The following is a 13,953-nucleotide window of genomic DNA, read 5'->3' on the forward strand; positions in this document are numbered from 1 at the left end:
ATGGGGCAGTCAGTCGGTCATCGCCCAGGTCGACGTGGCGATCAGGTCGCCGCGCTCGAGCGCGGCGGCCCGGTACTCGTGGATCCGGCGGTAGTCCTCGTTGGTCACCATGTCGAGAAACGCCGCGGGCGAAGGGTATTCGACGACGAGGATCGCGTCCCACCACGGTTCGGCGTCACCGCCGATGACCTGCGTGGGCGCGGTGCCTGCGTAGCGGACCGTGCCGCCGACGCGTTGCAGGTGCGGCACGACCTCACGCGCGTAGCGCCGGTAGCTGTCCCTGCCGCCGTCGTTGAACTGCAGCAGGTTGACCATCACGACCGGCTCGTCGGCCGGCCTGGCCGCCAACGCGTCGATCTGCTGCGCGGTGGGCTCTGACGGCGAGCCCACCTCAGGTGCATCCGGTGACGCTGACGCGCCGGCCCACGCTCGCGCACACGCTCACGTTCGGCGACGGCGGCGGCGGCACGTACACCGGCGGCGGCGGCGGTGGCGGCGGCGGTGGCGGTGGCGCCTCCTCACCCGGCGGAGGCGGCGGCGGAGGTGGTGGCGGGGGCGGCGGAGGCGGCGGTGGGAGCGCGTCGTTGAGATACGACAGCGGGTCAGCACAGCCGGTGACGTCGACGAACCGACCGCCGACGGATCCGCACACCGTCGCGTCGGCGGAGGGCACGACCGGCACCGTCAGGCCGCCGGCGAACAGCGCGGCTGCCGCCAAAAGGAACACCTTGCGCACACTTCCTCCTCACCAGTTGGCCTCACCGAGACCCAGTCAGCGTCAATTGTGGCAGCCGCCACGCCGGAGCGCGGTCGAACGACACCCCCGAAATTGACGTATGAATTATATTTGCTCCAGACGCATCTGTACGCCACTTCGCCGACAACGCGCACGCTGGCAACCGTGTCGGCGCCCCTCGATGGTCCGGATATGCGCACGGCGTCGCGCATGGTCGCAGGTGAACACGTCGTCGCCGAAACTGTCCAGCAATCCTTGGGAAAAAACAGCTTCCGTTATGGGCACAAACTTAATCGTTGCGGTGTCGGCTCGGTCGCACCCGCTGCGCCGTTGTCTAGCCGTTTAGCGAAAATCTTGGCGTGAGAAGCCGGTGGCTTTGTCCGCGGCTTACCGGTATGTTTGCTGCGACGTCCGCGGCGGTCGGGGGACCTTCGGTGTTGGCGCCGCCACGTCGGTTCTTCGCCGGATCCCAACGTGGGGAAGTTTCATGTCTGCCAACCTGCCCTCGCAACGCTGGGCGCAACCCGTCCGCCTGCGGCTTCTGCGTTTCCTGGTCGTCGGTTCGGCGCTGCTGACCGTCGCGGCCACGGTCGCTACCCCCGCGCACGCCGCCGAAGCCTGGCAACGCAAGAGGCCGCCGCTGTCCACGCCGTGGACGCACCTGGTCGGACCCAACAATGCGCTGCCCGAATACCCCCGCCCGCAGATGGTCCGAGAACGGTGGCACAACCTCAACGGGCTGTGGGGTTACACGGGCCGCTCGGCCGCCGAGGCGCTCCCCAGCCCGCCGTCGGCCGACGCGTACGACGAGAAGATCCTGGTGCCCTACCCCACCGAGTCGGCGCTGTCCGGTATCGAACGCCACGACGACCAGATGTGGTACCGCAGGACTTTCGAGGTGCCGGGCACCTGGCGCGGCCAACGCGTGCTTCTGCACTTCGGCGCCGTCGACCAGATCGCCACCGTCTGGGTCAACGACCAGCAGGTCGCCCACCACGAAGGCGGATACACCGCGTTCAGCGCCGACATCACCAAGGCACTGCGGTGGTCGGGCAGCCAGGAGCTGACCGTGCGCGTCGAGGACCGCAACGAGGACAACCCGTTTCCGGTGGGCAAGCAGCGCAACCGGCCCGGCGGGCTGTTCTACACGGGTGCGTCGGGCATCTGGCAGACGGTGTGGATGGAGCCGGTGCGCGCCGCACACATCGAGAAGCTCGACATCACCTCCGACCTCACCGGTTTGACCGTTACGCCCCGGGTGTCCGACGGCACCGGCGGCATCGCCGAGGTCGTCGTCTCCGATCCCGACGGCGCGGAGGTGGCGCGCGTGTCGGGGGACGCCGGTGAGCCGCTTCGGGTCCGGGTGCCCGAACCGCGGTTGTGGAGCCCGCAGGACCCCTACCTGTATGACCTTCGGGTGCGGCTCGTCGCCGCGTCGGGGAAGGTGGCCGACGACGTCCGCAGCTACGCCGGTCTGCGCACCGTCGGCGTCGTGCCCGACGCGCGGGGCCGGCCGCGGATCGCGTTGAACGACAAGATCACGTTCCTGCACGGACCGCTCGACCAGGGCTACTGGCCCGACGGGATCTACACCGCACCCACCGACGACGCGCTGAAGTTCGACCTCGAACGCACCAAGGCGCTGGGCCTGAACTTCGTGCGCAAGCACGCCAAGGTGGAGCCGGCGCGGTGGTACTACTGGGCCGACAAGCTGGGCCTGATGGTGTGGCAGGACATGCCGTCGCTGGACGTCTCGCTCGACCCGCCGACGGGCCCGGCGCCCGACCCCAGCCCGCAGGCCAAGGCGCACTTCGAACGTGAGCTCGCCGAGATGGTCGATCAGCTGCGTAGCGTCACATCGATCATCGGCTGGGTGCCGTTCAACGAGGGGTGGGGCGAGTTCGACACCGCCAGGATCGCCGAGAGGGTCAAGGCGGCAGACCCGACGCGCATGGTCAACGCCAACAGCGGCGTGAACTGTTGTAAGTCCCGGCCCGACAGCCGTGCCGGCGACATCTACGACGACCACACCTACGTCGGCCCGGGCCGGCCAGTGGTGCACGATCAGGCCCGCAGGCTCGGCGATCCCCCGCCCGAGCACCGGGTCGTGGTCAACGGTGAGTACGGCGGCCTGGGGCTGGTGCTGGCCAGGAACCGGTGGCCGGGCCGACCGGAGGCCTACGAGATGACCGACAGCCAGGCCCGGCTGACCGAACGCTACGTCGAGGTGAGCCGCGACCTCGAGGAGATCGTCCGACGCGGTGGGCTGTCCGGGGCGATCTACACCCAGACCACCGATGTGGAGAACGAGGTCAACGGTTACCTCAGCTACGACCGGTGGCTGGTCAAGATGGTGTTGCGGACGGTCGCCGAACGCAACCGCGCCGTGATCGCCGCGGGTTCGACCCCGGGGGATCCGCCCGACGTGACGCGCTGAGGTCGCACGGTCACAGCGCGCGGCTGCTGAGGAACTCGCGCGGCCGCCCGGTGATCGGGTCGTCGAACGCCAGGCGCTGCGCCAACAGCCGCAACGGCTGGGTGAAGTCGTCGGGTGCGACGTCGAGCGGGTGCGGATACAGCGGGTCCCCGAGGATCGGCAGCCCGAGCGCGGCCATGTGCACCCGCAGCTGGTGGGTGCGCCCCGTCGTCGGCGTCAGCCGGTACAGCCCGTTCCCAACATGCTCGATCCGGGTCACCGCGTTCGGTTCGCCGGGCTCCTCGACCGCCTGCAGGTGCCCGCGACGCTTGACGATCCGGCTGCGCACCACGGTCGGCAGCGCCAGCCCCGGGTCTACCCGCGCCCGCGCCAGATAGGTTTTGCGCACCGCCGCGCCCGCGAACAACGTCTGGTAGGCGCCGCGGACCTCGCGCCGCGTCGTGAACAGCAGGACCCCGGCGGTCAGCCGGTCCAGCCGGTGCGCCGGGGCCAGCTCGGGCAGGTCGAGTTCGCGGCGCAGCCGCACCAGCGCGGTCTGCGCGACGTGGCGCCCGCGCGGCATCGTCGCCAGGAAGTGCGGTTTGTCCACCACGACGATGTCGTCGTCGCGGTGCAGCACCGGCACGTCGAACGGCACCGGCACCTCGTCGCGCAGCTCGCGGTACAGGTACACGTGCGCACCGGGCGGCAGCACCGTGGACTCGGTGACGACGGCGCCGTCGGCGTCGACCACCTCACCGGCGCGCACCTTGGCGCGGGCGCCGGCTCCGAACCGCGACTCCAACTCGGCCAGCACCGGCCCGCCGAACAACCGCACGCGGGCCGGGCCGAGCCCGTCGCGCACCGGAAGCGGCGCGGCGCGTCTCAACTCAACGGGACGGGTTCGAGGATCTCGGCGCGCGCCTCCGGAGCGGCCGCCCGCAGCGCGTCGGCGGATTCGTCGTCGGGCTGCTGCTGGGAGCGGACCTCGGCGTCGACGCGCGCACAGTAGGTGGCCACCTCGCGGTCCACGTCCTCGGGGGACCAGCCCAGTACGGGCGCGACGATTTCGGCCACCTCCCTGGCGCAGTCCACCCCGCGGTGCGGATATTCGATCGAGATCCGCATGCGCCGCGCCAGGATGTCTTCCAAGTGCAGCGCCCCCTCGGCGGCCGCGGCGTAGTACGCCTCCACCTTGAGATACACCGGCGCCTCGGTGATCGGGCTGAGCAACTCCGGGCGCCCTTGCGCCATCTGCAACACCTCACCGATGGTCGAGCCGTATCGGTCCAGCAGATGCCGGACCCGGTAGGGGTGCAGGTCGTAATGCCCGCCGACGCTCTCGGTCTGGTTGATCAACGCGAAGTAGCCGTCCGCGCCCATCAGCGGCACCTTCTCGGTGATCGACGGCGCCACCCGGGCCGGGATGAACTCCGCGGCCGCGTCGATCGCGTCCTGGCCCATCACCCGGTAGGTGGTGTACTTGCCGCCGGCGATGGCCACCAGCCCGGGTGCGGGCACCGCGACGGCGTGCTCACGCGACAGCTTGGAGGTCTCCTCGCTCTCCCCGGCCAGCAGCGGGCGAAGCCCGGCGTAGACACCGTCGATGTCGTCATGGGTCAGCGGTGTGGCCAGGGCCTTGTTCACCTCGCCGAGGATGTAGTCGATGTCGGCCTTGGTGGCCGCTGGGTGGGCCAGGTCCAGGTTCCAGTCGGTGTCGGTGGTGCCGATGATCCAGTGCGTGCCCCAGGGGATCACGAACAGCACCGACTTCTCGGTGCGCAGGATGATGGCCACCTCGCTGACGATCCGGTCGCGCGGGACCACCACGTGCACACCTTTGGACGCCCGGACCCGAAACCGGCCGCGCTGCTTGGACAACGCCTGGATTTCGTCGGTCCACACCCCGGTGGCGTTGACGACGACGTGCCCGCGCACATCGGTGACCGCGCCGTCCTCCGAATCGCGCACCTGCACGCCGATGACCCGGTCGCCCTCCCTCAGCATCGCCACCACCTGTGTCGAGGACCGCACCACGGCGCCGTAGTGGGCGGCCGTGCGGGCCACCGTCAAGGTGTGGCGGGCGTCGTCGACCACGGTGTCGTAGTAGCGGATCCCGCCGATCAACGACGTCCGCTTGAGTCCCGGCGACAGCCTAAGCGCGCCGGCGCGGGTCAGATGCTTCTGGGCAGGTACCGATTTGGCGCCGCCGAGTTGGTCGTAGAGGAAGATGCCCGCCGCGACGTAGGGCCGTTCCCACCACCGCTTGGTCAGCGGATACAGAAACGGCAGCGGTTTGACCAGATGCGGGGCCAGCGTCGTCAGCGACAGCTCGCGCTCGTGGAGGGCCTCGCGGACCAACCCGAACTCGAGTTGTTCGAGGTAGCGCAGCCCGCCGTGGAACATCTTCGAAGACCGGCTCGAGGTGCCCGACGCGTAATCGCGTGCCTCGACGAGCGCGACCTTGAGCCCGCGCGTCGCCGCGTCCAGCGCCGCTCCCGCGCCCACGACTCCCCCGCCGATCACCACGACATCGAACTGCTCGCTGCCCAGACGTTCCCAAGCCGAGGCCCGCTGCTCGGGTCCCAGAAGGGTCTGCGGGTTGGCCGGGGTGGGGTCACTCACTTGTTCCACGTTACGTGGGGTCAATCCAGATCGTCGTGCGCCATCAGCTGTCGGCCGGCCTCGGTGACCGACCCCGACAGCGAGGGATACACCGAGAACGTGTGCGCCAGATCCTTGACGTCGTTGCCGTTCTGCACCGCCAACGCAATGGGCAGGATCAGCTCGGAGGCGATCGGGGCCACCACCACGCCGCCGATCACCACCCCGGTCGCGGGCCGGCAGAAGATCTTGACGAAGCCGCGGCGCAGGCTGCTCATCTTGGCCCTGGCGTTGGTGTGCAACGGCAGCATGATCGTTCGGGCGGGCACCGAACCGTCGTCGATGCGCGACTGCGGCACCCCGACCGCCGCGATCTCCGGGCGGGTGAACACCGCGGCGGCCACCGTGCGCAGCCGGATCGGTTCGAGCGCCTCGCCCAGCGCGTGGTACATCGCGATGCGGCCCTGCATGGCGGCCACCGAGGCCAGCAGCATCAGCCCCGTGCAATCCCCGGCGGCGTAGATCCCCGGCACCGAGGTGCGCGACACCCGGTCGACCTTGAGGTAGTCGCCGTCGTCGACTTCGATGCCGACGCGTTCGAGCCCGAGGCCGCTGGTGTTGGGCACCGAGCCGACGGTCATCAGCGCGTGGCTGGCCTCGACGGTGCGGCCGTCGGTCATGGTCACCAGCACGCCGGCCCCGGTGCGGGTGACCGAGTCGGCGCGGGCGTTCTTGACCAGCGTCGCACCGCGGGACGCCAGCACTTCCTCCAGCACCGCGGCGGCGTCGGAGTCCTCGTGCGGCAGGATCTGGTCGCGGCTGGCCACCACGGTGACCTTCACGCCGAGCTCGGTGTAGGCGTTGACGAACTCGGCGCCGGTGACGCCGGATCCGACGACGACGAGATGTTCGGGCAGCGTGTCGAGGTCGTAGAGCTGGCGCCAGTTCAGGATCCGCTCACCGTCGGGTTTCGCGCCGGGCAGCACGCGGGGGCTGGCGCCGGTGGCGATCAGCACGACGTCGGCGGTCAGCGTGTCCACCGTGCCGTCGTGGCCGGTGACCTTGACGGTGTGAGTGGCCATGCCGGGGACGGCGTCGACCAGCTCGCCGCGGCCCGCGATCAGCGTGACGCCCTCGTTGCGCAGCCGCGCGGCGATGTCGGCGGACTGCGCGGCGGCCAGCGCCTTGACCCGCTTGTTGATCTGCGGCAGCGAGATCCTGGCGTCGTCGAACTCGAAGTCGTATCCGAGGTCGGGGGCTCGGCGCAGCTCGGTGCGCACACCCGTCGAGGCGATGAACGTCTTGGACGGCACACAGTCGAACAGCACGCACGCGCCGCCGACGCCGTCGGCGTCGACGACGGTGACCTCCGCGCGGGCGGCGGCCACCAGCGCGGCCTCATAGCCGGCGGGCCCTCCGCCGATGATCACGATGCGGGTTGGCACGCCCCCAACCTAACGAAGCGGGAGGTTGATCGCCCTGCCGACGCACCAACGCTTAGTCTTTGTCCGTGCCGCTCTATGCCGCGTACGGATCCAACATGCATCCGGAGCAGATGTTGCAGCGGGCCCCTCATTCGCCGATGGCAGGTACGGGGTGGCTGCATGGGTGGCGGCTGACGTTCGCCGGCGAGGACATCGGCTGGGAAGGTGCGCTGGCCACCCTGGTCGAGGATCCGTCGTCGAAGGTGTTCGTCGTGCTCTACGACATGACCAAGGACGACGAGGCCAACCTGGATCAGTGGGAGGGCTCTGAACTGGGCTTTCACAAGAAAATCCGGTGCCGGGTGGACCGGCTGTCCTCAGATACCACCACCGATCCGGTGCTGGCCTGGCTCTATGTCGTCGACGCCTGGGAAGGCGGCCTACCGTCGGCGCGCTATCTCGGCGTCATGGCCGACGCGGCCGAGATCGCGGGCGCGCCAGCGGAGTACGTCCACGATCTGCGGACCCGGCCGGCACGGAACATCGGGCCGGGGTCGCCGACGTCTTAGCCGAGGCCTCCCGGCGCACGTCGGCGGAGGTGGTATTCGGCCCCGAGGGTTACGACGGCGCGCGCATCGAGGAGATCGCCGAACTGGCCGACGTTTCGGTCGGTTCCATCTACCGCCATTTCGACGGCAAGCGCGGGATGTACCTGCAGCTCGTCGACCGCGCGCTCGGGCTGTTCACCGAGTACATGAAGCGCAGCGACGATCCGGAGCTGACCCCGCTGCAGCGGGTGCTGGCCGGCGGCGACGCGTATCTGCGGCTTCACCTCGACCACCCGGCGCGTTCCACTTCCTGGCCTACCGCAGCCCCGGGGCCCAGCCGCTGTCCGGCGACATCGAGACCGAAGCCCGCATCCGCGACCAGGTGCGGCGCAACTCCCATAGCGGATAACCGCGTTCGATCACCGCGAACCGCACGAGTCCCATAACGAGTTTCGGGTTACCCGAGGCGCCGGCACGGATCACATTCCATCCCAATCGATCGACGAATTCCGGTGTGGCGACACCGAATTCGATGGCAACCTTGGGCGCTTCGTATGCCATCGCGATGGTCGCCGTGGCGGCTCCGTCCGTGACCGTGAACCGCGTTTGTGGGGCGGGGAAACCGGCATCGATCAGTGCGAGGCGAACCGCGGACTCTCGGGGCGACCGCGATCCACCGTCCATCAGCTCCAGCGCTTCGACGGCCCGCCACCAGTGTCGTGTGCCCCGGTAGCGGTCGGACAGGGGCTGTACGTCCTCGGGGGCGATGCCAGTGGCCGAGGCAAGCGCGTCCAGCCGAGCCACGGCTGCCTCGCGCGGGCAGTGCCGGGCAAGTTCGAGGGCCGTACGCTCGGCGATGGTCACGGGCAACTTCGCGATCTGCACGATTTCGTCGGGCTCGAATCGGCTGTTTCGCACCACGATTCCCCGCGGCGGGCGGCCGTTACGCCAGAGCAGTTCGACATCGGTGGAGTCATCGACCCATCGCGCGCCGTGCAGGGCAGCCGCGGCCAGGCCCGTGACCACTGCTTGGCGACCCGACCACAACCAGGCGCCGACAGCGCGCTGCCGCAGCGACGGCGTCGACTTTGCGGGTATGTACACGTCGGGGTAAACGGCTCGGTAGTTCCACCGCAGCTGCCCTCGGGTGAGTACGCCGTCAGCCAGCGCCTCACTGCCGAGAAAGACGTCTTTCATGCCGCGAGGCTGCCCGGACACACTGACAGATTTGACGCTAGGACCGAGATTGCGTTCAGGGCTGTGGATGGCGACGACAACCCTGACTGCAATCTCGCCCCTAGCACCGATTTCGACAGGTGGTACCGGCGAGCGCCAGATCTAGACGCGGGCCGCCTGGTCGACGATGTTGACCAGCACCCGCACCCCGACGGCCAGCGCCCGCTCGTCGATATCGAACGTCGGCTGATGTAGGTCCAGCTGCGGGCCGCGACCCGACCACACGCCCAGCCGTGCCATCGCGCCGGGCACCTCCTCGAGATACCAGGAGAAGTCCTCGCCGCCGCCGGACTGGCGGGTGTCGGCCAGCACGTCGGGGCCGATCACCTCGATCGCATGGGTCAGGATGCGCGTGGAGATCTCCTCGTTCACCACCGGCGGTACCCCACGCCGGTACTGCAGGCTGTGCTCGAGACCCAGCGGTGCCAATAGCGACGAAACCGCTTCGCGCACAATCGCTTCCAGTGTCTCCCAGGTGTCGCGGCTGGCGGTGCGGATGGTGCCGGCCAACGTGCCGGTCTGCGGGATCGCGTTGGCCGCGACGCCGGCGTTGACCGCACCCCACACCATCACGGTGCTGTTGCGCGGGTCGATGCGGCGCGACAGCACCCCGGGCACCCCGGTGATCAAGGTGCCCAGCCCGTAGACCAGGTCGCCGGTCAGGTGCGGTCGCGAGGTGTGCCCGCCCGGCGACTGCAAGGTCACCTCCAGCTGGTCGGCCGCCGAGGTGATCGGGCCGGCCCGCACCGCGACGCGCCCGACCGCCAGCCGCGGGTCGCAGTGCAGCGCGAAGATCCGCGACACCCCGGTCAACGCACCGGCGGCGATCGCGTCGATCGCGCCGCCCGGCATCAACTCCTCGGCGGCCTGAAAGATCAGCCGAACCCCCACCGGCAGTTCGGGCACCGACGCCAGCGCCAGCGCCGCCCCCAACAACATCGCGGTGTGGGCGTCGTGCCCGCAGGCGTGCGCGACGTTCGGCACCACCGACGCGAACGGCGTACCGGTTCGGTCGGCCATCGGCAGCGCGTCCATGTCGGCGCGCAGCGCGATCCGCGGGCCGTGTTCGGGCCCGAAGTCACATGTCAGGCCGGTACCGCCGGGCAGCACCTTGGGGTTGAGGCCGGCGTCGGCCAGATGCGAGGCGACGAACTGGGTGGTGCCGAACTCCTGACGCCCCAACTCCGGATGGGCGTGGATGTGCCTGCGCCAACTCACCAGGTCCTCGGAGTGCGCCGACAGCCAACGCGCGGCGGCGTGCCGCAGGACGGTCATGCCGCCCGCCTTGCCTGCTGCTCGAGCACGCGGTCGCGCTCGGCGGGGGTCTCGGCGAGCCGCACGACCGTGCGCGCCAACATGACGGCGCCTTCGACGACGGCCTTGTCGGCGCCGGGCCGGACCGCCGCCGCCGCGAACTCCGGCTGGTGCACCGAGGCGCCGCCCGCGTCGATGCCGACGATCGGGTGGATGCCCGGCATCACCTGGGTGACGTTGCCCATGTCGGTGCTGCCCAGCGGCACGGCCGCCTCGACCTCCGCGGACACCGGGCTGCGCCCGAGGCGCACCATCTCGGCGCGGACGGTATCGGCGAGCCACGGATCGGGGGTGAGCTCGGCGTAGGGCGGCTCGGTCTCGGTGACCCTGTGATCGCATCCGGTGGCCACGGCGCCGGCCAAAAAGCAGTCGCCCATGCGGTGTTGCAGCTCGCGCAGCGACACCGCGTCGTCGGCGCGCATCGTGTAGTGCAACTCCGCGCGCGCCGGGATGACGTTGGCGGCCTGCCCGCCCTCGGTGATGATGCCGTGCACCATCTGCCCCGGCGCCAACTGTTGGCGCAGCAGCCCGATGGCGACCTGCGCGACCGTGATCGCGTCGACGGCGTTGATGCCGCGGTAGGGCGCGACGGCCGCGTGTGCTTCGCGCCCGTCGTAGCGGACCGCCACCTGCGAGGCCGCCAGGGAGCGGGCGGCGGCGCTGTCGTGTGGTCCCGGGTGCAGCATCACGGTGGCGGCGATGTCGTCGAACACGCCCGCCTCCAGCATCAGCACCTTGCCGCCGCCGGACTCCTCGGCGGGGGTGCCGAGCAGCACGACGGTGAGCCCGAGGTCGTCGGCCACGTCGGCCAGCGCCAGCGCGGTGCCGACGGCCGACGCGGCAATGATGTTGTGCCCGCAGGCATGTCCGATACCTGGCAGCGCGTCGTATTCGGCGCACACACCGATCACCAGCGGCCCGCTGCCGTACTCGGCGCGAAACGCGGTGTCCAACCCGCCGGGTGCCGCGGTGACCGAGAACCCGTGTTCGGCCACCAGCGCCTGCGTCTTGGCGCAGCTGCGATGTTCGGCGAACGCGAGTTCGGGCTCGGCGTGGATGGCGTGGGACAGTTCGATCAGGTCGCCACGGCGTCGGGTGACGGCGTCTTCGACGCGACCCGACGCGGTGGATGCGGACATTCTGGCAGTATCTCACTGCTTCGATCGCGGCCGATTTCGACGGTTAAGCTGCCCAGCGTGACGACCCCGGACGCGGTGGCCCGCGAAGCGGCGAGCGCCATCCGCGCCCGCACCGGCGTCGACCGCCACGACGTGGCCGTGATCCTCGGCTCGGGCTGGGCTCCTGCCGTCGAGGCGCTGGGCGCCGCGGCGGCCGAGATCGGCGTGGCCGAACTGCCCGGGTTCACCCCGCCGACCGCGCAGGGACACGGCGGCCGGCTGCTCTCGACGCGCATCGGCGAGCGGCAGGTGTTGGTGTTCGTCGGCAGGATCCACGCCTACGAGGGCCACGAACTGCGCCACGTGGTGCATCCCGTGCGGGCCGCGTGCGCGGCCGGGGTGCGCACCGTGGTGCTGACCAACGCCGCGGGCGGGTTGCGCAACGACTTGGTGGTGGGCCAGCCGGTCCTGATCAGCGATCACCTCAACCTGACCGGGCGGTCACCGTTGGTGGGCGCGCAGTTCGTCGACCTGGTCGACGCCTACTCGCCGCGCCTGCGCGGCGTCGCCCGCGAAATCGAACCCACGTTCACCGAAGGGATCTACGCCGGGCTCGTCGGACCGCACTACGAGACGCCCGCCGAGATCCGCATGTTGCGCACGCTGGGCGCCGACCTGGTCGGCATGTCGACCGTGCACGAGACGATCGCCGCCCGCGCCGCCGGCGCCGAGGTGCTGGCCGTGTCGCTGGTGACGAACCTGGCCGCCGGGATGACCGGCGCACCGCTGAACCACAACGAAGTGCTGGCGGCGGGCCGGCAGTCCGCGACGCAGATGGGTGCACTGCTCGCCGACGTCATCGCGCGGATCTGAGACCGACCGCGCATATGCCGGCTCGAAAGTGGGCACACTAGCCGCATGACTTTGTCGCGGACATCGACCACCGCGCAGGAGTGGATTGCCCACGACCCCGATCCCCGAACCGCCGACGAGCTCAAGGAGTGCAGCGAGGAAGAGCTCGCCGAGCGCTTCGCCAACCCGTTGACGTTCGGCACCGCGGGGTTGCGCGGCCCGCTGCGCGCTGGACCCAACGGGATGAACCTGGCCGTCGTGCTGCGCGCGACATGGGCGGTGGCCAAGGTGCTGCACGACCGCGGGTTATCGGGCCAGAACGTCGTGGTCGGCCGCGACGCCAGGCACGGCTCCGACGATTTCGCGCTGGCGGCCGCCGAAGTGTTTGCCGCCCAGGGTTTTACCGTCACGCTGATGTTCACGACGGTGCCGACGCCTGTGGTGCCGTTCGCGGTGCGCCTGCAGTCGGCGGTAGCCGGGGTGATGATCACCGCATCGCACAACCCGCCGTCGGACAACGGGTACAAGGTGTACTTCGAAGGCGGCTTTCCGATCGTGGCGCCCATCGACCGTGAGATCGAGCAGGCGATGGCCGAGGCCCCCCACGCCGACGAGATCGAGCGCGCCGCCGTCGAGCTGGCCGGTGTCAACGAGGTGCAGCGGTTCGTGGAACGCGCCGCGCAGGTGCGCTACACCCACGGTTCGGTGCGGGTGGCGCTGACGCCGCTGCACGGCGTCGGCGGGGACATCGTGATGGATGCGCTGGTGCGCGCAGGGTTCTCCGATGTGCATGTGGTCGACGAGCAGTTCACGCCCGACCCCGACTTCCCGACCGTGTCGTCGCCGAACCCCGAAGATCCCGCCGCGACCGAGGCGCTGCTCAAACTGGCCGCCGACGTCGACGCCGACATCGCCGTCGCGCTGGACCCCGACGCCGACCGGTGCGCGATCGGCGTACCCACACCCGACGGCTGGCGCATGCTGACCGGTGACGAAACAGGTTGGCTGCTGGGCGATTACATTCTGTCGCAGATCGAGCCGGGCCCGGTCACCGAGTCCACGGTGGTGGCCAGCTCGGTGGTGTCGTCGCGGATGCTGCCCGCGATCGCCGCCGAGCACGGCGCGCGCCACGTCGAAACGCTGACCGGGTTCAAGTGGCTCGTGCGCGCCGACGTCGACCTGCCCGGCTGCACGCTGGTGTACGCCTACGAGGAGGCCATCGGCCATTGCGTGGACCCGGCCGCGGTCCGCGACAAGGACGGCATCAGCGCGGCCGTGCTGGCGTGCGACCTGGTCACCGCGATGAAGCACCGCGGCCATACGCTGCTCGACGCGCTCGACGACCTGGCCCGCCGCCACGGTGTGCACACCACCACCGCGGTGTCGCGGCAGGTCGACGACGCACACGAGGCCGCGGCCGTGATGGACCGGCTGCGCCGCACCCCGCCCGATGAGCTGGCCGGCTACGACGTCACCGTCACCGACCTGCGCGACGACGACGGCCCGCTGCGCACCGACGCGTTGATCCTGACCGGCGGCGACGAGCACATCTCGCTGCGGCTGGTGGTGCGGCCGTCGGGCACCGAGCCAAAGGTCAAGTCCTACATCGAGGTCCGGTGCAGCGACAGCGGCGACCTCGACGCGGCGCGCCGCCGCGCGCAAGCCCTGCAGGACGAACTCACCGCGGTCGCCGAACGCTTTTAGT

12 protein-coding genes and 1 pseudogene are annotated in these 13,953 nt (G+C 70.2%); 5 read left to right on the plus strand and 8 right to left on the minus strand.

The window, feature by feature from the left end; genetic code table 11:
• Positions 1-9: 9 nt before the first annotated feature.
• Together ABQE93_RS08520 and ABQE93_RS08525 are read right to left on the minus strand one after the other, a co-directional pair.
• The gene (locus tag ABQE93_RS08520) at positions 10-390 is read right to left on the minus strand and encodes a DUF1330 domain-containing protein (protein ID WP_448406973.1); all 381 of its coding nucleotides are present in this window, start codon (positions 388-390) and stop codon (positions 10-12) included.
• Position 391: 1 nt separating this feature from the next.
• Positions 392-736: an RNA-binding protein gene (locus ABQE93_RS08525; RefSeq protein WP_448406972.1), complete on the minus strand. Its 345-nt coding sequence runs from the start codon at positions 734-736 to the stop codon at positions 392-394.
• Positions 737-1,223: 487 nt separating this feature from the next.
• On the opposite strand from ABQE93_RS08525, the gene ABQE93_RS08530 reads away from it, so the two are divergent.
• Complete coding sequence (locus tag ABQE93_RS08530) at positions 1,224-3,173, plus strand: glycoside hydrolase family 2 protein (RefSeq protein WP_448406971.1); 1,950 nt, start codon at positions 1,224-1,226, stop codon at positions 3,171-3,173.
• A 10-nt stretch (positions 3,174-3,183) separates the two neighbouring features.
• Here ABQE93_RS08530 and ABQE93_RS08535 read toward each other — a convergent pair whose 3' ends face one another.
• Genes ABQE93_RS08535 through ABQE93_RS08545 form a run of 3 tightly spaced genes read right to left on the minus strand, consistent with a single transcriptional unit; the run spans position 3,184 to position 7,201 of the window.
• On the minus strand, positions 3,184-4,041 hold the full coding sequence (locus ABQE93_RS08535; protein WP_448406970.1) for a pseudouridine synthase: 858 nt from the start codon (positions 4,039-4,041) through the stop codon (positions 3,184-3,186).
• Positions 4,038-5,777, minus strand: coding sequence for a glycerol-3-phosphate dehydrogenase/oxidase (locus ABQE93_RS08540; protein ID WP_448406969.1), 1,740 nt, complete (start codon positions 5,775-5,777; stop codon positions 4,038-4,040). The genes ABQE93_RS08535 and ABQE93_RS08540 overlap by 4 nt, the downstream gene beginning before the upstream one ends.
• Positions 5,778-5,797: 20 nt before the next feature.
• Entirely contained in the window at positions 5,798-7,201 is a 1,404-nt protein-coding gene (locus ABQE93_RS08545; protein ID WP_448406968.1) for an NAD(P)H-quinone dehydrogenase, read from the minus strand.
• Positions 7,202-7,266: 65 nt separating this feature from the next.
• Between ABQE93_RS08545 and ABQE93_RS08550 the strand changes: the two genes are divergently transcribed.
• Both ABQE93_RS08550 and ABQE93_RS08555 read left to right on the plus strand, forming a co-directional pair.
• Positions 7,267-7,749, plus strand: a complete 483-nt coding sequence (locus tag ABQE93_RS08550; protein WP_448406967.1) for a gamma-glutamylcyclotransferase family protein — start codon at positions 7,267-7,269, stop codon at positions 7,747-7,749.
• 29 nt (positions 7,750-7,778) lie between these two features.
• Positions 7,779-7,838 (plus strand): annotated as a pseudogene (locus ABQE93_RS08555) (hypothetical protein); the annotation flags it as partial.
• Positions 7,839-8,043: 205 nt separating this feature from the next.
• Here ABQE93_RS08555 and ABQE93_RS08560 read toward each other — a convergent pair.
• The 3 genes from ABQE93_RS08560 to ABQE93_RS08570 all read right to left on the minus strand — a co-directional run bounded on the left by ABQE93_RS08560 (position 8,044) and on the right by ABQE93_RS08570 (position 11,417).
• A complete protein-coding gene (locus ABQE93_RS08560; RefSeq protein WP_448406966.1) occupies positions 8,044-8,925 on the minus strand; it encodes a hypothetical protein in 882 nt (293 codons plus the stop codon).
• A gap of 141 nt (positions 8,926-9,066) precedes the next feature.
• On the minus strand, positions 9,067-10,239 hold the full coding sequence (locus ABQE93_RS08565; RefSeq protein ID WP_448406965.1) for an amidohydrolase: 1,173 nt from the start codon (positions 10,237-10,239) through the stop codon (positions 9,067-9,069).
• The gene (locus ABQE93_RS08570; RefSeq protein WP_448406964.1) at positions 10,236-11,417 is read right to left on the minus strand and encodes a M20 family metallopeptidase; all 1,182 of its coding nucleotides are present in this window, start codon (positions 11,415-11,417) and stop codon (positions 10,236-10,238) included. The genes ABQE93_RS08565 and ABQE93_RS08570 overlap by 4 nt, the downstream gene beginning before the upstream one ends.
• Positions 11,418-11,474: 57 nt before the next feature.
• Here ABQE93_RS08570 and ABQE93_RS08575 point away from each other — a divergent pair, with 57 nt between their 5' ends.
• Both ABQE93_RS08575 and ABQE93_RS08580 read left to right on the plus strand, forming a co-directional pair.
• Positions 11,475-12,269, plus strand: a complete 795-nt coding sequence (locus ABQE93_RS08575) for a purine-nucleoside phosphorylase (RefSeq protein WP_448406963.1) — start codon at positions 11,475-11,477, stop codon at positions 12,267-12,269.
• A gap of 45 nt (positions 12,270-12,314) precedes the next feature.
• Positions 12,315-13,952 (plus strand): phospho-sugar mutase, encoded by a 1,638-nt coding sequence (locus ABQE93_RS08580; RefSeq protein ID WP_448406962.1) that lies wholly within the window; start codon positions 12,315-12,317, stop codon positions 13,950-13,952.
• Position 13,953 lies beyond the last annotated feature (1 nt).

The sequence above is a fragment of the Mycolicibacterium sp. XJ662 genome, from assembly GCF_053484035.1.